The sequence below is a fragment of the Marinomonas sp. ef1 genome (assembly GCF_002806845.1).
Classification (GTDB): Bacteria; Pseudomonadota; Gammaproteobacteria; order Pseudomonadales; family Marinomonadaceae; genus Marinomonas; species Marinomonas polaris.
The window spans coordinates 273,002-296,079 of the sequence record NZ_NHTT01000001.1 but is presented as its reverse complement, the minus strand read 5'-3'; the positions used below and the strand labels follow the sequence as shown (position 1 = coordinate 296,079).

Annotated in this window: 19 protein-coding genes; 6 read left to right on the top strand and 13 right to left on the bottom strand. The window is 43.9% G+C overall.

What is annotated here, in order from left to right:
- Window positions 1-35 precede the first annotated feature (35 nt).
- The 4 genes from CCS02_RS01360 to CCS02_RS01345 all read left to right on the top strand — a co-directional run bounded on the left by CCS02_RS01360 (window position 36) and on the right by CCS02_RS01345 (window position 3,418).
- Complete coding sequence (locus CCS02_RS01360) at window positions 36-671, top strand: dual specificity protein phosphatase family protein (protein ID WP_100635384.1); 636 nt, start codon at window positions 36-38, stop codon at window positions 669-671.
- A complete protein-coding gene (locus tag CCS02_RS01355; RefSeq protein WP_100635382.1) occupies window positions 668-1,690 on the top strand; it encodes a LacI family DNA-binding transcriptional regulator in 1,023 nt (340 codons plus the stop codon). Before CCS02_RS01360 ends, CCS02_RS01355 begins: the two co-directional genes overlap by 4 nt.
- A 101-nt stretch (window positions 1,691-1,791) precedes the next feature.
- Window positions 1,792-2,205, top strand: coding sequence for an acyl-CoA thioesterase (locus CCS02_RS01350; protein WP_100635596.1), 414 nt, complete (start codon window positions 1,792-1,794; stop codon window positions 2,203-2,205).
- Between the two features lie 139 nt (window positions 2,206-2,344).
- Window positions 2,345-3,418, top strand: a complete 1,074-nt coding sequence (locus CCS02_RS01345; RefSeq protein WP_100635380.1) for a DUF748 domain-containing protein — start codon at window positions 2,345-2,347, stop codon at window positions 3,416-3,418.
- Between the two features lie 66 nt (window positions 3,419-3,484).
- On the opposite strand, the gene iolG is transcribed toward CCS02_RS01345, so the two are convergent.
- From iolG to CCS02_RS01300, 9 genes are all read right to left on the bottom strand, one after another.
- On the bottom strand, window positions 3,485-4,483 hold the full coding sequence (gene iolG / locus CCS02_RS01340; protein ID WP_072837913.1) for an inositol 2-dehydrogenase: 999 nt from the start codon (window positions 4,481-4,483) through the stop codon (window positions 3,485-3,487).
- Window positions 4,484-4,639: 156 nt separating this feature from the next.
- Window positions 4,640-5,455: a 5-deoxy-glucuronate isomerase gene (gene iolB / locus CCS02_RS01335; protein ID WP_100635377.1), complete on the bottom strand. Its 816-nt coding sequence runs from the start codon at window positions 5,453-5,455 to the stop codon at window positions 4,640-4,642.
- 20 nt (window positions 5,456-5,475) lie between these two features.
- Window positions 5,476-6,996 carry a CoA-acylating methylmalonate-semialdehyde dehydrogenase gene (locus CCS02_RS01330; protein ID WP_100635376.1) on the bottom strand — a complete coding sequence of 507 codons (1,521 nt, stop codon included), beginning with the start codon at window positions 6,994-6,996 and terminating at the stop codon, window positions 5,476-5,478.
- A 53-nt stretch (window positions 6,997-7,049) separates the two neighbouring features.
- Window positions 7,050-7,982, bottom strand: a complete 933-nt coding sequence (gene iolE / locus CCS02_RS01325) for a myo-inosose-2 dehydratase (protein WP_100635374.1) — start codon at window positions 7,980-7,982, stop codon at window positions 7,050-7,052.
- A 54-nt stretch (window positions 7,983-8,036) separates the two neighbouring features.
- On the bottom strand, window positions 8,037-9,899 hold the full coding sequence (gene iolD, locus CCS02_RS01320; protein ID WP_100635372.1) for a 3D-(3,5/4)-trihydroxycyclohexane-1,2-dione acylhydrolase (decyclizing): 1,863 nt from the start codon (window positions 9,897-9,899) through the stop codon (window positions 8,037-8,039).
- Entirely contained in the window at window positions 9,899-11,857 is a 1,959-nt protein-coding gene (locus CCS02_RS01315; RefSeq protein WP_100187332.1) for a bifunctional 5-dehydro-2-deoxygluconokinase/5-dehydro-2-deoxyphosphogluconate aldolase, read from the bottom strand. Before CCS02_RS01315 ends, iolD begins: the two co-directional genes overlap by 1 nt.
- The gene (locus tag CCS02_RS01310) at window positions 11,854-13,020 is read right to left on the bottom strand and encodes a Gfo/Idh/MocA family protein (RefSeq protein ID WP_100635370.1); all 1,167 of its coding nucleotides are present in this window, start codon (window positions 13,018-13,020) and stop codon (window positions 11,854-11,856) included. Before CCS02_RS01310 ends, CCS02_RS01315 begins: the two co-directional genes overlap by 4 nt.
- 11 nt (window positions 13,021-13,031) lie before the next feature.
- Window positions 13,032-13,829 carry an ATP-binding cassette domain-containing protein gene (locus CCS02_RS01305; RefSeq protein WP_072837906.1) on the bottom strand — a complete coding sequence of 266 codons (798 nt, stop codon included), beginning with the start codon at window positions 13,827-13,829 and terminating at the stop codon, window positions 13,032-13,034.
- A 53-nt stretch (window positions 13,830-13,882) separates the two neighbouring features.
- A complete protein-coding gene (locus CCS02_RS01300; protein WP_232617130.1) occupies window positions 13,883-15,040 on the bottom strand; it encodes an ABC transporter permease in 1,158 nt (385 codons plus the stop codon).
- 470 nt (window positions 15,041-15,510) lie between these two features.
- Here CCS02_RS01300 and CCS02_RS01295 point away from each other — a divergent pair, with 470 nt between their 5' ends.
- On the top strand, window positions 15,511-16,470 hold the full coding sequence (locus CCS02_RS01295) for a sugar ABC transporter substrate-binding protein (protein ID WP_198432088.1): 960 nt from the start codon (window positions 15,511-15,513) through the stop codon (window positions 16,468-16,470).
- A 130-nt stretch (window positions 16,471-16,600) separates the two neighbouring features.
- The gene (locus tag CCS02_RS01290; protein WP_100187330.1) at window positions 16,601-17,461 is read left to right on the top strand and encodes a MurR/RpiR family transcriptional regulator; all 861 of its coding nucleotides are present in this window, start codon (window positions 16,601-16,603) and stop codon (window positions 17,459-17,461) included.
- On the opposite strand, the gene CCS02_RS01285 is transcribed toward CCS02_RS01290, so the two are convergent.
- The 4 genes from CCS02_RS01285 to katG form a co-directional block, all read right to left on the bottom strand.
- Window positions 17,458-17,877, bottom strand: a complete 420-nt coding sequence (locus tag CCS02_RS01285) for a GNAT family acetyltransferase (protein WP_072837904.1) — start codon at window positions 17,875-17,877, stop codon at window positions 17,458-17,460. The two genes, CCS02_RS01290 and CCS02_RS01285, sit on opposite strands and share 4 nt — an antisense overlap.
- A gap of 16 nt (window positions 17,878-17,893) precedes the next feature.
- Window positions 17,894-18,361, bottom strand: coding sequence for a DUF2127 domain-containing protein (locus tag CCS02_RS01280; protein WP_100187329.1), 468 nt, complete (start codon window positions 18,359-18,361; stop codon window positions 17,894-17,896).
- Between the two features lie 169 nt (window positions 18,362-18,530).
- Complete coding sequence (locus CCS02_RS01275; protein ID WP_100635368.1) at window positions 18,531-20,411, bottom strand: methyl-accepting chemotaxis protein; 1,881 nt, start codon at window positions 20,409-20,411, stop codon at window positions 18,531-18,533.
- 253 nt (window positions 20,412-20,664) lie between these two features.
- Window positions 20,665-22,881: a catalase/peroxidase HPI gene (gene katG, locus CCS02_RS01270; RefSeq protein WP_198515312.1), complete on the bottom strand. Its 2,217-nt coding sequence runs from the start codon at window positions 22,879-22,881 to the stop codon at window positions 20,665-20,667.
- Between the last annotated feature and the right edge of the window lie 197 nt (window positions 22,882-23,078).

Here is a 23,078-nt window from a genome sequence, read left to right as displayed (position 1 = left end):
ATAAAAGACAAGCGCAAAAAAGAGAACGAAAAACCATGACATCTGAAAAAGTAAAAAAGCATTATCCACGCCCACCGGTTAGCTTAATCGAAAGCAATATCCCTGGCTGGGGCGTCGACATTTATATTGGCGGTTCCACCGGTGTAGCTGACGCGGAATTGCTTGAAAAACACAACATCAAAGTCGTGCTGAACTGTGCCGTAAACTTAGACATAGACCTTGTGCATTCAGAAGAGCCAAACACACCGGAACATCTGCTAAAGCATGGCTCAGCTCGTGTTCGTTACTATAAAATTGGCCTTATTGACGGCCCTGGTAACCCAGAATCTATGGTCTTGGCAGGTTATCATTTAATGCGTTCAGCACTGGATCAAGAGCTACCCGAGAAAGCCTCTTATAAAGTTCGCGAAAAAGGCAATATCTTAGTGAATTGTCGCGGTGGACGTAGCCGCTCCGTCACCATAGTTGCCTTGTTTTTACATCTAGAATACCCAGATCGCTATCCTACGTTGGATGCAGCCATCGCGCACATTCGTAAAACACGAGAGCTTCATCCTGATGAATGGTTCGAAACCCCAAAACCGGCTTTGATTCACTTAGCAGAACGTGCCGCAAGCATGGAAAAATTATTGCGAGACGCTGGCTTTGGTCAGGACATGAAAAAAAAATGACACAGCAACGACCGAAAAACATCGCCAGCGCCGCAGAGGTTGCCAAACTAGCTGGCGTTTCTCGGTCTGCTGTTTCTCGCACTTTTACCCAAGGTGCGAGCGTTTCCAAAGACACTCGTGAACGTGTGCTGGCCGCGGCCGCAGAACTGAATTATCACGTAAATCATCTTGCTCGTGGCTTATCCAGCGAAAAAAGCCGACCTGTTTGTATTCTAGGCGCCAATCTTAATGCACCTTATCAAGCAAGCTTGCTCGATGCTCTCACCCAACGTCTGCAACTGGCTGGTCGAGCCGTGATGGTGATTAACACGTCAGGCGGCGAAGCCAGTGCCGATGCAGCGTTACGTCAAACGTTAAATTACCGCGCCTCGGCGACCATCGTTTTATCAGGCACACCACAAACTACCTTGATCGAAACCTGCGTGCAAAGCGGGCAACAAGTCATTCTGGTGAACCGTGCCGGACAATTTGAAGGCACAGACCACATCAGCATAGATTACCAATCTGCTATGGCTGATGCCCATCACATGCTGCTACGAGCAGGCTGTAAAAACCTTGCGGTTGTGTCGTCGACAATTCAATCGCCCAGTTTACTAACTCGTGAAAAACTGTTTATTCAAGCCGCCGAAGACGCCAAGCAAGCTTGTACCTTGTTACGAGCAGGACCAACGAGCTACCAAACTGGCGTAGACGCAGCACGACGTTTATTGGCCTCTCGGGATAGACCGGATGGCGTTTTTTGTGTCACAGATCTGATTGCTTGCGGCTTTATGGATGTGGCGAAAAATGAATTTGGTCTACGTATTCCAGAAGATATCTGCATTGTCGGTTTCGATGATATAGAACAAGCAAGTTGGCTTGGCTATCAACTAACTACGTTCTCTCAACCACTCGGTGCAATGGCAGATGCTATTTCAACTTTATTGGAAAACGCCTCTAACAAAGAACGTAAAAAACAACATCTAATATTTCACGCTCCACCAGTGTGGAGACACACCGTACGTCCAAGCGCTTCATAACTATTCAAATTCGCTGTTAGTAAAGTCGAGCGATTTTGTTATTTGCTTCTTGCTTAAAGAATCGTAATCTTTTGCGTTCGAACTTTTTAGAGGCAGTAACCATGCTCAACAAGACGCAAATAAAAGTACGCGGTTATCATCTTGATCTTTTTCAACACGTCAACAACGCCCGTTATTTGGAATTTATAGAAGAAGGTCGTTGGGCTTTTTTTGATGAGTTTTTCGATGACAACGATTGGATGCAGCAAGATCTCGTCTGGCCAGTGGTTAACATAAACATTAATTTTAAATCCGAAGCGAATTTCGGCGATGTTCTAGAAGTACAAACCCGCTACACTAAAATCGGCAATCGCAGCATCACCATGAAACAAACCATCATCAAGGTTCCAACCAATGAGATCGTAGTTGAAGCCGATGTGACTTATGTGTGCTTCTCCAAAGCCGCCAAAGCTGCCATTCCCTTTCCAGATGACTTCAGACAAAGAGTTGAGTTGTCTATTGCCGCATTTGAATAAGCCTTAAGCTATTTTGTTTTTCAATGTTAACTGGATTTAACATAATGCAAAGGTCTCGTATAGATTATGGAAAGCCTTGATTTTCATTGAGAAAAATCGCTCTGCATCTTAATCTAAATGCTAACAAGGAGAAATTAGCATGAAAGCAGAACGGCTGAAAAACACCATCACTTTTCTCGTGATGATCTTAAGTATTCTCATCATATTAAGACTGTATTTACCCTATTGGGCACTTTATACAGTGAATCAAAAATTATCCGATATGGGAGATTATTCGGGACACATAGAAAACGTCGACATAGATCTTTATCGAGGTGCATATCAGCTACAGGAATTATCTGTTTCAAAGATAAAAGGTACGCACAAAGTGCCATTCATTCGCGCCGACAACATAGATATTGCATTAAGCTGGCGCGCATTGTTCAAAGGCGAAATTCTGGCTGATATCGCTCTGAACGCACCACAGGTAAACTTTGTCGATAGTGATAAAGCAGATAATGCCCAATCAGGCAAAGGTGGAGACTGGCAAGGTGTCGTCGAAGGACTTATTCCCATTACCATTAGTAAAATCAGTTTAAACAATGGCAGCATTGCCTTTCGTAATTTTGAATCCGAACCGCCTGTTAATGTACAGCTTACCGAACTCAATGCTGAAGTGTCTAACCTGACCAATATTGCCGGACAAGACGGTAAACGTGTGGCGAGCTTAAATCTAGACGCAAAAATTCTGAATTCAGCCTCTTTGGAAATGAATGCTGAGTTCGACCCTTTTGTCTCAAACGATTTTAATATCGCCTTAAAAACAGAATCCGTTTCACTGCCTTTACTCAATGATTTTGCCCAAGCCTATGCCGGATTTGATTTTCGAGCAGGTACAGGCGAAGCGGTCAGCGAACTAAAAGCCGCGGATGGAGAACTAAACGGTTACGTAAAACCCTTATTCAAAAAAGTCGATATTCTTGATTGGCAACAAGACGCCGTAGAAGATGGCGACGGACTCTTTCAATTGTCTTGGGAAGGGCTAAGTGGTGGATTAACAAGCTTATTTACCAACAGCGATACGGACAAAGCCGCTACCATCATCGAAATTACAGGTTCACTAAACGACCCTGAAATTAGTGCGTTTGACGCTGTTTTAGAAGCATTGAAAAACGCCTTTATAGAAGCATTCGATAACAAATTTGAAGGACTTAAACCAAAGAGTGGTGGTTGAATCTCCTAGCAAAAGACAATAAAAAAGGGCAAATCGCCCTTTTTTATTGTGGTAAAGATCGAGATATTACCAAGCCAAGGTTACTTTTTGCCCTGTTTCTAGTGATTTCTGTGCTGCATCAGCGAGCATTTGTGCACGACGTCCGTCTTCGAAGCTTGGAGATACAGGCTTCTTCGCAAGAACATTTTCAATAAAAGACGTTAGCTGCAAGTTGTAGGCATCCACATAACGATCGATAAAGAAGTTATAAAGCGGATCTTTTACTTGTGTCGTGTCTTTGGTGAAACGCGTTACAGAAGTTGGCGTTTGGTTATTCGATATCACCATGCCTTCTGAACCAAACGCTTCCACACGCTGGTCATAACCGTAAATTGCACGACGAGAGCCGTTAATGTGAATCAAGCGACCAGACTGGCTTTTCATGATGACCATCACACTATCAACATCACCAATTTCGGTAATCTTCTCATCCACCATGGCGCTACCAAAAGCTTGCAACTCGACAATCTCTTCACCTAATACAAAACGCGCCATATCGAAGTCATGAATCACCATGTCACGGAAAATGCCGCCAGATGATTTAAGGTATTCCACTGGCGCCATGCCCGGATCACGACTGGTAATGATGATCTGTTCTAACTTGCCGATACTGCCATCTTGCGCCGCTTTGACCACTGCAGCATGGCTTGGGTCGTAACGACGGTTAAAACCAATCTGAATCGGCACATGGCAATCTTTAATTTGTGCTAAGCAAGCGTTCACCGTAGCCGTGTCTAAATCAATTGGTTTTTCACATAAAATGGCTTTGCCCGCTTTGGCCGCTTTAATAATCAGCTCCACATGGGTATCCGTACTCGTAGCGATTAAAACCGCATCCACTTCAGGATCGGCCAAGGCCATCTCGACACTGTCAGCAACCTTTGCACCGGTTGCTTTTGCTACCGCTTCCGCCGCTGGCGCATAGACATCAAATACATATTTTAAATTCGATTGAGCAAACGCCTGAATATTTTGGGCGTGCATTTTTCCGATTCGACCAGCACCAAATAACGCAAAATTCAACATGATAATTCCTTAGGTATATTTAAGGCGACTACTGCGCTTGTAAATACTGTGTTAAAAACGAACTCGAAATACTCATTTATAACTATAAACTCCGTTTTCTCGTTCGTTTTTGCCTTGTCTTTACTTCGCTCGTAACGTCGCAACAGTTATTAAGGTTTAGAGCTGTTTATCTCTTTCAATAATCCACTCATGATCCGGATCATTATGAAAAATCCAATTCCGACTTGGCCCCGCCATGACGTTCAAATAATAAGACTGATAACCGTGTGGCACGCCAACTGGATGATAGCCTTCCGGAACCATGACTAAATCACCATCTTCCACGGCCATGGTTTCATCAATGCTGCGGTCATCGGTATAAACCCGTTGGAAGGCAAAGCCTTGTGGCGGATCAATCTTGTGGTAATAGGTTTCTTCCAACTGAGTTTCAGCGGGAGCCGCATCGGTATCATGCTTATGCGGTGGATAGCTAGACCAGCCGCCACTTGGCGTGATGACTTCACAGACTAACAAGCTGTCAGCCGGTTCGTTGCCGAACAAGATATTACACACATGTCGAGTGTTGCTGGTAACGCCTCGCGTTTCGTATTGGCATTGCTCAGGCGTGATCAATTTCGCTTGAAATCCGCCTTTACCCGGTGCCTTACAAAACGCCACTTCCACATCGGTAATCGCTTCAATTCGAATCTCGTCTTGCGCTGGCGAGTAAACTGAATATGGTGCTTTTTGCTCGAATACACTCATACGATCACCAATGTCTTTCCACGCTTCCTGCTTGGTACTGGCATTCGCTTTGCCCGATAAGATCACCGCACACACTTCGTCCGTACCTGTTTCAATAACAACAGATTCACCCGCTTTAAGCTGATGCGCTTCAAAGCCAACGTAACGCCAATTGGCACTTTTAGGTGTTACTAATTGAGTCTGTGACTGCCCTGCCTGCTGGCTTCTTTTACTTAAAAGATGTGACATATTAAAAACCTCGAAACTTATTATTTCATGGTTGGCATTGAAAACTCAGCGCCTGCGCGTAAACCCGTTGGCCAGCGCGCCGTAATGGTTTTCATGCGAGTGTAAAAACGTACACCATCTGGCCCATGCATGTGCAAAGGTCCAAACAAAGAACGCTTCCAACCACCAAAACTATGGAACGCCATTGGCACAGGGATAGGCACATTTACACCAACCATGCCGACTTGAACTTTCTCAGTAAACTGACGCGCCGTATCGCCATCTCGAGTAAAAATCGCCGTGCCGTTGCCATATTCATGCTTATTGATTAGCGCCAAACCTTCTTCATACGAATCCACTCGAACCACACACAAAACAGGGCCAAAGATCTCTTCGTCATAAATGCGCATGCCCGCTTTAACATGATCAAATAAGGTTGGTCCGACAAAATAACCTTGCTCGTGATTTTTACGCACAAAATCACGGCCATCAACGACCAAGGTAGCACCTTGTTCAACACCTGAAGTAATGTAATCTCTAACCTTTTGCGCATGTTCTTTGCTGATTAGCGGCCCCATGTGCGGCTCTTCTTCAATGCCAAATTGCTTGTACAAACCAGGCCCTATCGTCATGGTGGAAATTTCTGTTTTCAGCTTGCTAATCAAATTATCAGCGACGTCATCACCGACACATACAGCAACTGAAATCGCCATACAACGCTCACCTGCTGAACCATAAGCGGCGCCCATTAGTGAATTCACTACTTGACTAGGATCGGCATCAGGCATCACTAACATATGGTTTTTTGCACCACCTAGAGCCTGAACACGTTTGCCGTGAGCACTAGCCGTGGCGTAGATGTATTCTGCGATTGGCGTAGAGCCAACAAAGCTCACCGCTTGAATGCGTTCATCGGTCAGCAAGACATCAACCGATTCTTTATCGCCGTTAACCACGTTAAACACACCGTCAGGTAAACCCGCTTCTTTTAACAATTCTGCAAGGCGCATAATGGTACTTGGGTCTTTTTCAGACGGCTTCATTACGAAGGTATTTCCGCAAGCGATGGACACAGGGAACATCCACATTGGCACCATCGCGGGGAAATTGAATGGACTGATACCAGCACAAACGCCCAGCGGCTGCATCAAGCTATAACTGTCGACACCACGACCAACATTCAAACTATGCTCGCCTTTTTGTAGATGAGGAATACCACAGGCAAATTCGACCACTTCTAGACCACGGGTCAATTCACCCATTGCGTCGGAATACACCTTGCCGTGTTCGCTGGAAATCAATTCCGCCAACTCATGGCTGTGTTCTTCTACCAAAGCTTTGAACTTAAACAGTACACGAGCGCGATTTAATGGCGTCACCTGAGACCATGTCTCAAACGCGGTTTGTGCAGCAGCAATCGCGCCTTGTGTTTCTTCAGCAGTGCTCAAGGAAACCTGCAATGACACATCACCTGTTGCAGGGTTAAAGACTTTTGCTTGGCGTGAGGAAGTACTTCCTACAATCTGGTTATTGATGAAGTTACCCATGACGTTATTAGACATTTTCTTCTCTCTTCTTTCTTATCGCTTAAAGTACGTGAATGACAAGTGCCAGATTAAAAATGAAAACCGGCCTTTTCTAAATTCGCCGACAAATACTCGTAGCCTTTTGTCGCATACGTTAATGGATGGGCAATCGCTGGATCTTGCTCCGCCTCCACCACAATCCAGCCGTGATAATCGGCGGCTTTCAGTACTTCAAAAATTGGGAAATAATCAATGCTACCGTCTCCGGGCACGGTATAAACACCATCCAGAACCGCATTCAAAAATGCACTGTCGCGATTAAGATTGTCTTTCAAAACAGCCGGGCGAATGTCTTTACAGTGCACATGTACAATGCGTTTGGCGTGTTTTTTCGCCATCGCCAAAGCATCGCCACCAGCAAAGGTTATGTGGCCTGTATCCAACAATAAACCCACATTATCGCCTGTCATCTGCATGAGTTTATCGACTTCTTCCGCTGTTTCGATCACGGTTCCCATATGATGGTGATAGGCCATTTTTACACCTTCCGATGCCATATAATCCGCGACAGTTGTCATGCGTTTTGTGTATTCCTCCCACTGACTTTGGGTCATACGTGGACGTTGTGACAAAGGCACTGATTGATCCCCATGAACACAACCACTCACCTCGGCAAATACCATGACGTTAGAACCCAAGGCTTTTAGTAGATTAAGATGATCCTGCATGGCGGCAATTTCTTCTTCCACGCTACGCTCTAACAAACGTGCGCTGTACCAACCGGATACCAATGATAAGTCGTGTTGCTTGAGGATTGGTCCAAGCACACTGGCATTACGGGGGAATTTATTGCCTAACTCAATACCGCTGTAACCTGCCTGACGCGCTTCGCTCAAACAAACTTCTAACGGTGTATCAGCACCTAACGATGGCAAATCATCATTGGTCCAAGTAAGGGGATTAATGCCAATTCTGATCTTTGATTCGGTTGTCGCATTATTATTTTTATTCGTGCTGTTCATGAAGTTGCTCCAAGATCTCTGTTCTATTTTCTTATTGAAAAATGAAAGTTAAAATTAATAAGGTTGTTGTTGTTTGGCTATTTTGTACTGACGCTCGGCATCGACCACTTGCTCACGATTCGACACTTCAGGTACCGCCACATCCCACCAAGCACCGCCTTCTTGTGTACTTGGTATTGGGTCAGTATCGATAGCGATCACATAGGTTTTATCGCTGGCTTTTGCTCGAGTCAGAGCTTGTTCTAAGTCGGCAAGACAAGACACTTGTTCGGAATTTGCACCTAAGGCTTTGGCATGAGCAGCAAAGTCGGTTTTTGGTGCACCTGCTTCTACGGTATGGCAGTGCTGCAATAAATTATTGAATGACTCTCCGCCACAGGCTTGTTGCAAGCGATTGATACAGGCGTAACCACGGTTATCCAAGACAACGATGATGAGCTTTAAACCTAACATCACCGACGTGGCGATTTCAGAATTCAGCATCAAATAACTACCATCCCCCACCATCACAATCACTTCACGCTCAGGCGTTGCCATTTTCACGCCAAGGCCACCCGCTAGCTCGTAACCCATACAGGAAAAACCGTATTCCACGTGATAACCAAGGTCTGACGAAGTACGCCACAATTTGTGCAATTCGCCAGGCAAACCACCCGCTGCTTGCACTAAAGTGCTGTTGGTGCTTGCTGCGCGATTAATCACACCAATCACATTTGCATCGGTTGGCAAATAGTTATGATCGATTGCTTGTTTTGGCAAGGCAGTAACTTGATCCACTGCAGTGAGCCAATCAAGATTCAAGGCTTTCACTTTTTTGCTCCAAGTCGCTGGCGTTTGATAACCTTCAACCTCAGCCAACAACTCTTGCAGCGTAACTTTTGCATCGCCGATTAAGGGCACGGCATTGTGTTTTTCTGCATCAAAAGACGTTACGTTGATGCTTAATAAAGTGTGATCTGGATTGGCAAACAAGGTACGCGACGCTGAGGTAAAATCTTGCAAACGTGTGCCAATAGCGATGATTAAATCCGCTTCTTGTGCCGCAGCATTCGCAGCACTAGAACCAGTTACACCTACCGAACCAAGATTAAATTCATGATCCCAAGGCAATGCGCCTTTGCCAGCTTGCGTTTCACAAGCGGGAATGTGGCATTGCTCAATCAAGGCAGTTGCCTCTTCAAGTGCCAAGCTATAATGCACACCGCCACCAAGCAAGATCAGTGGTTTTTTCGCCTGCTTGATCGCGGCAACCGCTGTCGCTAACTGATCCACATCGGCACGATTACGACGAAGTTTATGAACTTTTTTCGCAAAGAAACTAGCTGGATAATCAAACGCCATGGTTTGCACGTCTTGCGGCAATGCTACTGTAGCAGGTCCGCAAGTCGCTGGATCTAACATGGTATTGATCGCAACAGGCAAGCTGGTAATCAGCTGTTCTGGTCGATTGATTCGGTCAAAATAACGCGACACAGGACGAAAACAATCGTTCACCGACAGGGTCGGATCATTAAAATGCTCGACCTGTTGCAGTACTGGATCTGGCGTTCTCGTAGCAAAAACATCACCTGGTAAAAACAGCACAGGCAAACGATTCGCCATCGCCATGCCAGCAGCCGTCACCATGTTTAAGGCTCCCGGACCAATGGATGAAGTACAGGCCATAATACGTTGACGACGATATTGCTTCGCGTAGGCACAAGCCGCTAATGCCATACCTTGTTCATTGTGCGCTCGAAAGGTCGTGAACTCGTCTTTGACTTGAGCCAAGGCTTCACCCATCCCAGCCACGTTGCCATGACCAAAAATCGCCCAAGCCCCACCAAACAAAGGCACTTCCACACCATCCACCACAGTAAATTGCGCCTGCAAATGTTTGACCAAGGCTTGCGCCATTGTTAAACGTATTGTGTCCATTATGCCTCCTTCCTTTTCATCATCTGGCTGTCATTTCTCTGCTGCCACAATGCACTCATTTCTAAGTAGTTTTGTGTCACTCGTTCAACAAGCATGGCATCATCAATGTCTTTTCTTAACCAAGCTTTTACCGGTTCAGAGAATAGCGTTCGACCAATGGCAAAGCCCTTACAAATGTCTTGTCCTGCGGCCGCTTCGAAGCCTGCTTTTAGTGCATCCACTGGCGCATCTAAGCCTAACAAGACTACACCGCGACAATACGGCGCTCGCGCCTTGATCAAGTCGCTAATATTTTGCCAAGCGGCTTTACTTGGTGATGGCAGTTTCCACCAATCAGGAAATACGCCTAAGTTATAGAAACGTTCGATGGAGCGAGACAAAGTATCGTCTTTTACCTCCGATCCCACAGGCGGGATAATCTCCACCAACAACTCATGGCCAGTTGTGCAGCAAGCACGATACAGATCCATGACCTTTTGCTCTTGCTCATTACGCAAACTAACTTCATCATCTGGATGATAAAACACCAAGCATTTCACAATATGATTGGCTGGCCATGTTGCAATCGCTTGCCCTACGTTATTACCTAATTCAAAGCGCAACGGACGGCTGCTGGGTAATTCCACAGGTCGAGCGATCCAAAAATCTTTGCCGGTAATGTCATTCAAAACGTCTTGGGCAAAAGTGCCATCAGCCAAAATTCCCGTGCCACCGACTTTACCTTCTAAAACAGAAGCCCCTTGATAAGCCGCCTGTAGAATCAATTTCTTTGCTTTCGATATTTGTGACAAAGGCGCACCCGCTTCACGGCACATATCGACAAATTGACGTCGATGATCGAAAGCTAAAATACACATGTCTTGCCATTCTTTTGTTGGATCTTCACGCAACATTCGCTGAGTCGTGACACGATGCAAATAGTTCAACACTGGATCAAGGTCTGGTCTTGGAATGTCATTGCGATTAGCCAAGTAATAATCCAGTTCTTCAAGGCTTGGCATAGCAGGTGAACAGCCATGACGAGAAACCACAATCGCTCCGCAAGCATTGGCATAGTCACAAGCATTTTCTGTCGATTCGCCAGGAATCCAGCCACGTAAATAACCACTCATAAAGGCATCGCCAGCACCCAGCACATTCAGCACATCGACAGTGACACCGTAACGAGTAATGCCTTCGTCCAAGGTTTCAGGAATCTCTGCTTTAAAAACAGAACATCCCAAGGCACCGCGCTTCACCACAAATTCAGCGGATGACACTTTGCGAATACGTTTTAAACATTCAATGGTATCTTCACAGCCACCAGCAATATGAAACTCTTCTTCGGTTCCTACTACCAAATCGCACAAAGGCATAATTGACAGCAAATGCTGGGTGACAGAGTCATTCGATACAAAACGGTTTTCGCCCTCGCCTTTTCCTGTCAAACCCCACAATACAGGTCGATAATCGATGTCGACCACCACTTTTGTATTATTAGCTTTGGCGTATTTGATGGCTGCTCTAGCGGCTTGATCTGTGCCTTTGGTAGAAAAATGCGTTCCGGTAATCAGCAAGGCTTTTGCAGAAGCAATGTAGGCTTCATCAAAATCGCCTTCACTGATTGCCATGTCCGCGCAGTTTTCACGATAAAAGATCAATGGAAACGTATCTTTGTCTTTGATACCAAGCAACACCAAGCCGGTTAAGCGCTCTTTGTCCGTCACCACATGAGAGACATCCACACCAGCTCGCGCGAGCTCTTGGCGCACAAAACGCCCCATGTGTTCATCACCAACGCGGGTTAGCATGGCAGACTTCAATCCCATTCGAGAGGTTCCAAAGGCGATATTACAAGACGAACCTCCAAGGTATTTTTTAAAACTACTCACGTCTTCTAATGGCGCGCCTATTTGTTCCGAATATAGGTCAACCGCAGCGCGCCCTAAGCAAATAACATCCAAATTTTTATTATTCATCTGTGATCCCCATCGTATTGCTCCACCTCGACCCACGCTCTTTTATCAACGGATTCCACCACGCTGTCGAGAATGATATTTACCTGAGTCGCGGCTCGAAAATCTGGCCACAAAGGAGCGTTGTTAACAACACCTTGGAACAAGTCTCGAATTTCAACTGCTTTCATATCATTGAAGCCCAATCCATGACCCGCTGACACACAAAAAGCTTGATAATCAGGATGCTCCGGCCCCACTAAAATACGTTTAAAACCTTGGGTTTGAGGATTACCTTCAGCAATATACAAAGACAATTCTGACAAGGTTTCTTGGTCGAAGATTAAACTTCCTTTGGTTCCTGTAATTTCGAACGACAAACCATTTTTGCGGCCCCACGCGATGCGTGATGCTTCTAATGTACCTTGAGCACCATTGGCAAAGCGCACCATCATATGAGCTTGGTCTTCGTTTTCGACTTCGCCAACACCCGATTTCAAATCATCTGACGTTTGAGACAATGGACGTTGTTGATGAACAATTTTTAAATCGGCACACAATGACGTGATCGGTGCGACAAGATGAATGGCCAATTGCACAAGGTGTGAGGCTAAGTCATTCAGCGCTCCCGTTCCCGCAAATTGCTTTTGTAAACGCCAACTAAACGGTAAGTTCGCGTCAGCAAGATAATCTTCATTAAACACACCACGAAAATGCACCACATCACCGATATCACCACGAGCGATTAATTGCTTGGCAAATTGCACAGTTGGATTCTTAATATAATTAAAGCCAACCAGTGTTTTCACTCCAGCCTTTTCTGCCGCCTCAGTCATTTCTTTGGCATCATCAGCGTTTAGCGCTAAGGGTTTTTCACTGTAAACATGCTTGCCTGCGGCAATGGCAGCGAGAGCAATTTCTTTATGCAAAAAATTCGGCGCGCATATATCAACCACATCAATATCAGCGTCGTTAATTAAGCTTTTCCAATCACCTGTTGAGCGGTTAAAACCTAATTCCAAGGCTTTCGTTTTAGCTAACTCAGGCGTTGCATCGGCTAACATTTCACAGTGCAATTGACCCTGGGGAATGGCAAAAGCCGCCATCGCATTTCGGTAAGCAATCGCATGAGCTTTGCCCATGTATCCAGAGCCAACCAAACCAACACGCATTTGTTTATTTGTCATGATGTCGTTCCTTATGCGGTAGCATCCAAGCGACTAAATTCTTCTAACTCAGCAGTAAGTTCATCTAGCTCCTGACCGCCAGCCATCATTTCCAATACATCTTCACGGCTAACTTCGGATTTCATAAAGGAACCTAGACTCTGACCACGATTCAATAAAGTGAAACGATCGGCAATCGGATAAGCGTGATGAACGTTATGAGTAATCAGAATCACCGCCAAGCCTCGGGCTTTGGCTTTCGCAACGACTTTTAAAACATTGGCAGATTGCTTCACACCAAGTGCAGCGGTTGGTTCATCAAGTATCAATACCTTGGCACCAAAATGAATCGCTCGGGCAATTGCCAAACACTGTCTTTCACCGCCTGACATTGTGCCGATAGCTTGGGAAGGATCACGGACATTAATGCCCATTTCGGCCATGCCTTTTTGAGCAATTTGGTTAGCGGTTTCAATATCAAAACGCTTAAAAATTCCACGCCCTTTGGTAATCTCACGTCCCATAAAAAAGTTACGTGTCACACTCATTAAAGGCACTAATGCCAGATCTTGATAAACCGTGGCAATGCCCGCATCAAGAGCTTCGACTGGCGAGTTAAAAACCACCGGTTTGCCTTCTAACAAATACTGCCCATCGCTTGGCGCGTGAACGCCTGCTAGGGTTTTTATCAAGGTGGATTTACCAGCGCCGTTATCACCTAACAAACAGTGAACTTCGCCCAGCTTTACCTTCATATCGATGTCTTTAATAGCAATAACCGAACCGAAGTAGCGGCTCACTTTTTTCAATTCAATAATAAATTCGCTCATTTTGTTCTCCTAAATTCTTTTTCTAAAAAGTAAACTCGAATCTGGGCTCGCCACTAATGTCGGGCCTCTGTCACCTTTTTACGAATGTAGTTATTGAACAAAACCGCGATTAACAACATGGCACCTAAAAACACACGGAACCAATCTGAATCGATACCTGTGAAGAATATGCCCATTTGCACGACACCAAAGATCAAGGCACCAAAACACGCACCAATCACCGAGCCATACCCACCGGTCAGTAACGCACCGCCGATGACCACTGCAATAATGGCTTCAAACTCTTTTAAGACGCCTCGGTCAGCGGATGCGGAACCAAACTCAAATACCTGACAAGCCGCGTAAACCGTAGCGGTGAATGCAGTAAACATAAACAAAGAAATTTTAACTTTATCAACTGGTACACCGACGTTACGAGCGGCTTTATCATCGCCACCGGTGGCAAAAATCCAGTTGCCGTATTTCGTACGTAATAGAACCCAACTTGCAACGACTGCTAGGAATACACACCAAACAATCACCATAGGAATACCTTCAACCACTGGGGTGCCATCGTCATAAGAACTAATCAAGCCAATGTTGGCAAACCAGACAAAAAGGCTTTTGCCTATCACTCCACCAAACAAGGCTGCGAGCCAATCTCCATCAGCGTATTTGTCGATACCACCAACTATGGTGCGATTAGTGAATAGAATAGACAGAGCAATGGTCAAACCACGCAACATGAAAAGGAAAGCAAGACTAACAATAAAGGAAGGCAAACCAGTTTTAACAACAATATAGCCATTCAAAAAACCGATAAACAATGCCCCAGCAAAAGCAAAGAGGATAGCCCCCCAGATAGGCCAGCCCCAATAAACTGCGGGGATCGTCATCATCATGCCAGCGAAACCAATCATCGAACCAATCGACAAATCGAACTCACCCGCAATCATCAATAGACAGGCACTGATAGCAATCAAGCCTAGTTGTGCTGATACGGTTGTCCAGTTCATGATGCCATCTGAGGCAAACATGCCGGAGTCTCCAGCGGTGATAAAAAAGAAAACAAAGACCAACACAGCGCCAGAAATCGCCCCAAATTCAGGCCGATGTAGCAGTCGTTTCCAAGCAGGAACCTTACGAACCCTTTCATCTCCAGCCGATTTACCTTCTGTTGAGTTATCTTCTGCCATTTTAGATAAATCAACCGATTGAGCTTGATCAGTCATAGCGTCACACCTTACTTTTTTATATTTATTTTTTGTGATTTCTAACCGTGTACTAGTGAACTGTCGTATTTGCCTAACAACTCGTTACGCCTCTGACTCTCGCACAAGTTGTTTTTTATAGCGCACTCAGTAACACGATAGAGCTTAATGTCTTTTCATTTCAACAATAGAATCATAATAGAATATTTGTTTCATTTTATTCAATAGGCAAAATAAAAATTTACATTAAATACAAAAAAATATGCCTTAAAAACCTAGATAAACTGTCAAAAAATAACAATAAAGTCTTTAAAAACAAATAAATATAAGAAAACCACCATTCCAGAATAAAAAATTTCAAAATATTGCAATTATGAAATATTCATTCTAGTATCACTTCAATTCTGATTAAAAATAGATCAGAAGTTGTGTTTGCTAAATCCAAAAATAAGTAATAACAAAAATAATTAAACGAAACGGAGATAGTGGTAATGAAAAACTTTCTAAAGAAAAGTACAGCCATATTAGTCGCAGGTGCTGCGACCTTAGGCGTTATGTCAATGTCCACCGCGGCACACGCTGAAGGTGAACGTTATGTGTTCATTTCCCACGCACCAGATTCTGACTCATGGTGGAACGTGATTAAGAACGCGGTAAAACAAGCCGCTTCCGATATGAATGTCACCGTAGAATACCGTAACCCACCAACCGGCGATTTAGCCGATATGGCACGAATCGTTGAACAAGCAGTGGCCACTAACCCTGATGGCATTGTGCTTTCTATTGCTGACTTTGATACATTAGAAGGACCATTAGAAAAAGCCTCTAAAAAAGGTATTCCATTCATTACCATGAACTCTGGAACACAAGAACAATCCAAAGCATTAGGTGCGTTATTGCATGTTGGACAACCTGAATTTGCAGCAGGTTTTGGTGCTGGCGAGCGTGCGAAGAAGCAAGGAGTGAAATCCTTCTTATGTGTTAACCACTATATTACCAACCCAGCGTCTGTAGAGCGCTGCATGGGCTTTGCCAAAGGTTTAGGTATTGAACTTGGTAGTCAGATGATTGACTCTGGATCGGATCCGACCGATGTAGAAACCAAAGTATCTGCTTACCTTCGTAAGAACCCAAATACTGAAGCGATCTTAACCTTAGGGCCAACCTCAGCTCATCCGACTTTGCGAGCGTTGGAAAAAAACCGCAATCTTAAAGACATTTACTTCGGTACTTTTGATTTAAGCGGGGAAATTTCGGCTGCTATTAAAGATGGTCGAATTAACTTTGCTATCGACCAACAACCCTACTTACAAGGTTACTTACCTATCAGCTTCTTAACGCTTTACACTCGTTACGGTTTGATTCCAAGTAACGACGTGAACTCTGGTCCTGGCTTCATCACCAAAGACAACATCGCACTTGTTGAAAAATACGCGGGGGAATTCCGTTAATTCAATTTATTAATAAAAGCTGAGGTCATGAACGACCTCAGCATAACCTCTCAGCAAGTATTTATAATAAAAAATCGCTATAATATTCGTCTTTCTACCGATAGTTTTATGACAACTTAGGAGCCACTTTTTGGGCGCGCCAACTACTCTTGACCAACTACAACAAGCCATTAGTCGAAACTATGACGACTTAAGTAAACGCTTACAACAAGTGGCGCGTTTTATATTAGAACATCCCAATACTGTTGCCCTAGAAACTGTAGCTAGTCTTGCTGAACAATGTGATGTTCCTCCTTCGACATTGGTTCGTTTTGCGGCTGCTTTTGAATACAATGGCTTTAGCGAAATGCAGAACCTGTTTCGACAAGCGCTCGTTGAACAAACATCCAGCTACAGCGAACGTGTAAAGTTAAGCAAAAGCACTGTCAATACCACGATTGATGCATCGCATATTCTAGAAGAGTTCAGCAGCAGTAATGCGTTTTCTATGAATCACATGAACCATCATTTTTCTCAAGAGATGCTCAACAAAGCGGTCGATCTACTCGAAAATGCACAAAATATTTATCTCATTGGTTTACGTCGTGCATTTCCTATTTCGAGCTATTTTGCATACAGCTTGAGGCACCTAAATAAAACGACTCACCTTATTGATGGCGGTGGCGGTATGCTAATAGAGCAAGCCAGTAATATTCGTGAAAACGACGTTATCATAGCAACGGCATTCAGTCCTTATGCCAAAGAAACAGTGAATGTCAGCGAATATGCCTTTAAAGCAGGTGCTCAAGTCATTGCCATTACCGATAGTAAAATCAGCCCATTGGCGGCACTTTCAGACATTTGTTTTGATATAAAAGAAGCAGAAGTATTGGGATTTCGCTCCCTCACCTCCTCTATGACATTGGCTCAAACCCTACTCGTCGCTTTGGCATATCGACTAAACAGCGACGGTAAGATGGGCGATACCAAACAAATAGAATGGAAACATTAGTTATCGTGTTCTAAGCGCTTGCCTAAACTAACAACCTGATCCTGACCATAACCAATCGCATTGTAAAATGCGATTACAGCTTGATTCGTATTACGGACTTGCAGATTAATTTTAGGACAACCTTTGGCCATAATTAATCCTTCAACCGCTTTCATAATCGCTTGCCCGTAACCTTTTCTTTGATGATCTGGGCTAACTGCCAAATAATTAATCCAGCCACGATGACCTTCATAACCTCCCATTACTGTGGCAACCACATCACTGCCGACAACTCCAACGAGAAACAAATCGGCATCCACTTTCAGTTTTCGGTCGATGTCCTTATGCGGATCATTCTGAGGAGCAAGCAAACCACATTGATTCCATAGAGCAATCACTACTTTTCTGTCTTTTTCTTCGTAGGGACGAATATTCATAAAACTTAAATCTCTCCTATTTGGTGGTCATCAATAGCGCTTTTTCACCACGCTTAAGTACCCAATACAAGTAAGCAACAACCATCAAGTTAAACAAGAGTACTGAAAAGTTAACTAAGTTGGGGGTTTGGTAAATAGCATAGAGCTCAAAGGGAATATAAAGTGAACCACTGATGAAAGCGAACCATTCCGTCCAGCGTAGTTTATGCCATAAACCATACGCTATAACAAAGCGAAAGCAGGCATACATCAGAGAAATAGAGATAACTAATATATGATCTTGCTGAGTGGCTTTCTCGACAAAGGTTAACAGCAAATTAACATAATAATTGTTTGGTGAAATTGGCCAGTTTTGCATTACCTGAGCGGCAAGCTGATGAAGATCTTGCTTAGCGATTGAATTGACACTCAGCGCCAAGCACAAAGCCAGCACACCTTTTACTCCATCAACTACCGCAATTGCTTTTAAACCTTCAAACTTCATAGACGCAACTTCTTTTTAAAAAAGTCAGCATACACGAATTATATGAAAAAAAAGTGATGGTGATATTTTTTGTATTGATTCTGCCTGATGCTTTTTTGTTAACCAATAGAACAAAAAAAAGCGAACCAGACTCAAAAGCCTAGCTCGCTTTTATAAAGCTTAGAAAAATCTACACTTTAAATTTATCTAATGATCTCGCTTGTTCTACGGTAATTTCAACCATAGTTTCACAAAGCACAGATTGACCTTGTGCCGCATCCGAAACTGACTGGCTAATATCACGAATATTCGTAGTATTGCGGTTAATTTCATTGGATGTTGCACTTTGCTCTTCTGCTGCGGCAGCAATCTGCACTGTCATATCATTAATTTCATTAATACTTAAACGAATCGCTTCCAAAGATTGCTTGGCTTTATCGGCAATTTGTTGCGTTACGTTGGCGCCCTCTCTGCTTTCAAGAATAGCTTTTTCTGCTCCTCTTACGCCAGTTTGCAACTGCTGAATCATCTTCTTAATTTGTTCCGTCGACTCTTGAGTTTTTGACGCTAATGTTCGAACTTCATCGGCAACAACAGCAAAACCTCGGCCTTGCTCACCCGCTCTTGCCGCTTCAATAGCAGCGTTCAAGGCTAATAAATTAGTCTGGTCGGCAATGTCGGTGATAACGGTAAGAATCGATTCTATATTATCGCTGTATTTCACTAAATCATTAATGGTAGTAACTACATCGCCCATTTTATGAGTCAATTCAGCAATCGAAGTGGTCGTGCGATCAACAATAGCCTCACCTTCTTTTGCTGCATTATCAGCTTGATTCGCTCGGCTTGCTGCTGTTTGAGCATTGTCTGCCACATCATGCGCAGTCGCTGACATTTCATGCATCGCAGTAGCTAGCTGATCCAATTCATTAAGCTGCGTATACAACTGCTTAGAGGACTCTACAGAAGATGCTGCCGTCTTATCAGTATTCTCACGTATATGGCGAGATTGACTTTTCACTTCGCCAATTAATCGCTGTAAATAATCAATAAACTTATTAAATTCACCCGATACATGACCAAATTCATCGTCACTGGTAATCGCAAGACGTTTGGTTAAATCACCTTCTCCGCCATTGATATCTTTTAGCGATTCATGCAAAGCACGAAGTGGTTGTAGCAAACCTGTCACGACAAAATACAGCACAATAGAAACAAGTAAGGCTGCAATTAACGTTCCCCAAAAAGCGACCCAACCAAATTCTCGGACACTGGCGAACAATTTATCTTCATCCAACACCACGCCAACATACCAATCTGAACCGTATAAATTAGGCAATGGGCTAAAAGATACATATACCTGAGTACCATCAGCCAACTGTTTTTCAACCAGGTCTTTACTTAGCTCTGGCACACCACCTTGAAGCAAATTAGAGACAGATTTACCGTTTAAATCGGCATTTGGGTGACTGATTATATTTCCATTTTTACTTAATAAGAACGCATAACCGGTATTATTAAAATTCAAAGCATTGACAGCCTCGGAGACAGTTTTAAGGCTTAAATCACCACCAAAGCTGCCTTTAAACTGACCATGATCAGAAAAATCTGCAATCACAGAAATCAGAATATCGCCTTCAGTAGAGACATACGGCTCTGTTAATGCCGCTTGCTTATGCTGCTTGCCCATATCATACCAAGGACGTTTACGTGCATCCCAACCTGGTGGATTCCAATTAGGGTCATTGGTGATCCGGCTACCGTTAATATCTAAGCCACCAAATAGCAAAATAAATTCATCTTTATAAATAGGTAAATCAAAGGCTTTTTGAATGGTTTCTGTACTAAAATCCGCATCAACCGTTTGCGAAATGACTTCAATCAAATCCATTTTGTTTTTAAGCCAATTATTAACCTGTAAAGCTAATGCTTTACTACTTTCTTGAGTGCTGGTTGTTGTTTTCTCAAACAATGCACTTCTAAGGCTGCTGTATTGCAACCATGAATACAATGAGAATGCTAAAACAACAACGACGGATGCACACAAGACAACCTTATGGGAGACCTTCATTTTTTCACTACCTATTTAATAAAATTAAAACAGCGTTACCGCTTCCATGCAAATTCAATACTAAACTTAATAGCATCAAATTATTTAAAAATAACGACTTCCGGTGAATTTATAACAGCCGCTTATTAATCACCACCTTTAAACAGTTGTTTTTTGTAGCAACTAAAGTTTTAGCAGACAATCGATAATTATTCATATAAAAAAACCCCGCGTTCCTCACGGAAGCGGGGGTGGGTGTTGGCAACGCTAGGAATCACGCTAGATCGAATCGATCCAATTCCATTACCTTGGTCCATGCAGCAATAAAGTCTTTCACAAAACGTTCTTGTGAATCAGAGCATGCATAGACTTCTGCAATAGCACGAAGCTGAGAATTAGAACCAAATACTAAGTCCGCACGTGTTGCTGTCCATTTGATCTTACCAGTTGTACGGTCACGACCTTGGAACTCTTCCTCTTCTTCAGAAGTAGCAAACCATTTGGTTCCCATATCCAATAAATTCACAAAGAAATCATTGCTTAACACTTCTGGCTGCGTCGTCAGAACACCATGCTGAGATTGATCAAAGTTGGCGTTCAATACTCGCAAACCACCTAACAATACCGTCATTTCTGGTGCAGAAAGCGTTAACAATTGCGCTCTATCTACCAACATTTCTTCGGCAGAAACAGTAAACTTGCCTTTCAAGTAGTTACGGAAACCATCCGCAGCTGGCTCAAGGAAAGCAAAAGAGTCCACATCTGTTTGCTCTTGAGACGCATCCGCACGGCCTGCAGTAAATGGCACAGTCACATCATGACCTGCTGCTTTTGCAGCTTGCTCAACGCCTACCGAACCAGCTAAAACGATCAAGTCAGCAAGGGAAACCTGTTTAGTAACATCTTTGCCATTAAACTCCGCTTGAATGCCTTCTAAAACAGACAATACTTTAGCCAGTTGCTCTGGCTGATTTACGGCCCAATCTTTTTGTGGTGCTAAACGAATACGAGCACCATTTGCACCACCACGCATGTCTGAGCCACGGTAGGTAGATGCAGAAGCCCAAGCAGTCGATACAAGCTGTGCAACCGTCAAACCAGAAGCCTGAACTTTTGCTTTAAGATCGACAATATCTTGATCATTCACGGTTACGTAAGTCACCGCTGGAATCGGATCCTGCCATACTAACTCTTCTTTTGGTACCAATGGCCCAAGATAACGAGCAACTGGCCCCATGTCACGGTGAGTCAATTTGTACCAAGCACGAGCAAACGCATCGGCAAGTTGATCTGGATTCTCATAAAAACGTTTAGAAATCGGTGCGTATATCGGATCATCACGCAATGCCAAATCCGATGTAAACATAATTGGCGCATGGCGTTTAGATGAGTCATGAGCATCTGGAACAGAATTAGCTGCCGCATCATCTTTAGGAGTCCATTGCCAAGCGCCTGCTGGGCTCTTAGTCAATTCCCAATCGTATTCAAATAAGTTTTCGAAGTAACCATTGTCCCAAGCTATTGGGCTTTTCGTCCAAGCGCCTTCAAGACCACTAGAAATAGTGTCGACACCTTTGCCCGTGCCCATACTATTGCTCCAGCCAAAACCTTGTTCGGCCATACCAGCCGCTTCTGGATCAACGCCAACTTGAGCGGCATCACCAGCGCCATGGGCTTTACCAAAAGTATGACCACCAGCAATCAAGGCTACGGTTTCTTCGTCATTCATCGCCATACGTTCAAAGGTATCGCGAATATCGCGAGCTGAAGCCAGCGTATCAGGCTTACCTTCTGGCCCTTCTGGATTAACATAAATTAGGCCCATTTGTACGGCAGCCAACGGATCTTCCAATTCACGGTCGCCAGAGTAACGTGGCGCATCATCTAGCCAAGTTTTCTCAGTTCCCCAATAAATGTCTTCTTCTGGTTGCCATACGTCAACACGACCACCAGCAAAACCAAAAGTTTTGAATCCCATGGACTCCAATGCACAGTTACCCGTTAAGATCATCAAATCTGCCCAAGAGATCTTACTGCCGTATTTTTGTTTAATAGGCCAAAGCAATCGACGTGCCTTGTCTAAGTTAACGTTATCTGGCCAGCTGTTTAATGGTGCGAAACGTTGAGTACCTGACATCGCGCCGCCACGGCCATCTGCAGTACGATAAGTACCCGCACTGTGCCAAGCCATACGGATGAAAAATGGACCATAATGACCGTAATCGGCAGGCCACCAATCTTGAGAGTCTGTCATCAGGGCGAACAAATCTTGGCGAAGCGCTTCAAGATCCAAGCTATTAAACTCTTTGGCATAATCAAAATCTTCACCCATCGGGTTAGATTTCGGTGAATGCTGATGAAGAATATTTAAGTTCAACTGGTTCGGCCACCAGTCTTTGTTTGACGTACCGCGGCCCGATGATTGATTTGCACCTGCGGCACCATGATTAAAAGGACACTTACCTTCGTTTGACATTTTTTCTTTAGACATAGCGGTCTCTCCTGCTTGCTGCTTAGAACATTTTATTTTTCAATAACGCTTTATTAACTATAGTTATAAACTTAAAAAGAGTGAGTAACTAATAAATAAAAACTAAGAAGATAATAGCCTAAGCCAGCCACCCTACTATTTCATTGCTATTAAATAGTGCACTCAACATAGAAGAAGATATGCATTTAGGGCTCAGT

What these genes read in the sequence shown, in the direction of transcription:
- CCS02_RS01360 (WP_100635384.1), top strand. Translation starts at nt 36, where the DNA reads ATGACATCTGAAAAAGTAAAAAAGCATTATCCACGCCCACCGGTTAGC.
- CCS02_RS01355 (WP_100635382.1), top strand. Translation starts at nt 668, where the DNA reads ATGACACAGCAACGACCGAAAAACATCGCCAGCGCCGCAGAGGTTGCC.
- CCS02_RS01350 (WP_100635596.1), top strand. Translation starts at nt 1,792, where the DNA reads ATGCTCAACAAGACGCAAATAAAAGTACGCGGTTATCATCTTGATCTT.
- CCS02_RS01345 (WP_100635380.1), top strand. Translation starts at nt 2,345, where the DNA reads ATGAAAGCAGAACGGCTGAAAAACACCATCACTTTTCTCGTGATGATC.
- iolG (WP_072837913.1), bottom strand. Translation starts at nt 4,483, where the DNA reads ATGTTGAATTTTGCGTTATTTGGTGCTGGTCGAATCGGAAAAATGCAC.
- iolB (WP_100635377.1), bottom strand. Translation starts at nt 5,455, where the DNA reads ATGTCACATCTTTTAAGTAAAAGAAGCCAGCAGGCAGGGCAGTCACAG.
- CCS02_RS01330 (WP_100635376.1), bottom strand. Translation starts at nt 6,996, where the DNA reads ATGTCTAATAACGTCATGGGTAACTTCATCAATAACCAGATTGTAGGA.
- iolE (WP_100635374.1), bottom strand. Translation starts at nt 7,982, where the DNA reads ATGAACAGCACGAATAAAAATAATAATGCGACAACCGAATCAAAGATC.
- iolD (WP_100635372.1), bottom strand. Translation starts at nt 9,899, where the DNA reads ATGGACACAATACGTTTAACAATGGCGCAAGCCTTGGTCAAACATTTG.
- CCS02_RS01315 (WP_100187332.1), bottom strand. Translation starts at nt 11,857, where the DNA reads ATGAATAATAAAAATTTGGATGTTATTTGCTTAGGGCGCGCTGCGGTT.
- CCS02_RS01310 (WP_100635370.1), bottom strand. Translation starts at nt 13,020, where the DNA reads ATGACAAATAAACAAATGCGTGTTGGTTTGGTTGGCTCTGGATACATG.
- CCS02_RS01305 (WP_072837906.1), bottom strand. Translation starts at nt 13,829, where the DNA reads ATGAGCGAATTTATTATTGAATTGAAAAAAGTGAGCCGCTACTTCGGT.
- CCS02_RS01300 (WP_232617130.1), bottom strand. Translation starts at nt 15,040, where the DNA reads ATGACTGATCAAGCTCAATCGGTTGATTTATCTAAAATGGCAGAAGAT.
- CCS02_RS01295 (WP_198432088.1), top strand. Translation starts at nt 15,511, where the DNA reads ATGAAAAACTTTCTAAAGAAAAGTACAGCCATATTAGTCGCAGGTGCT.
- CCS02_RS01285 (WP_072837904.1), bottom strand. Translation starts at nt 17,877, where the DNA reads ATGAATATTCGTCCCTACGAAGAAAAAGACAGAAAAGTAGTGATTGCT.
- CCS02_RS01280 (WP_100187329.1), bottom strand. Translation starts at nt 18,361, where the DNA reads ATGAAGTTTGAAGGTTTAAAAGCAATTGCGGTAGTTGATGGAGTAAAA.
- CCS02_RS01275 (WP_100635368.1), bottom strand. Translation starts at nt 20,411, where the DNA reads ATGAAGGTCTCCCATAAGGTTGTCTTGTGTGCATCCGTCGTTGTTGTT.
- katG (WP_198515312.1), bottom strand. Translation starts at nt 22,881, where the DNA reads ATGTCTAAAGAAAAAATGTCAAACGAAGGTAAGTGTCCTTTTAATCAT.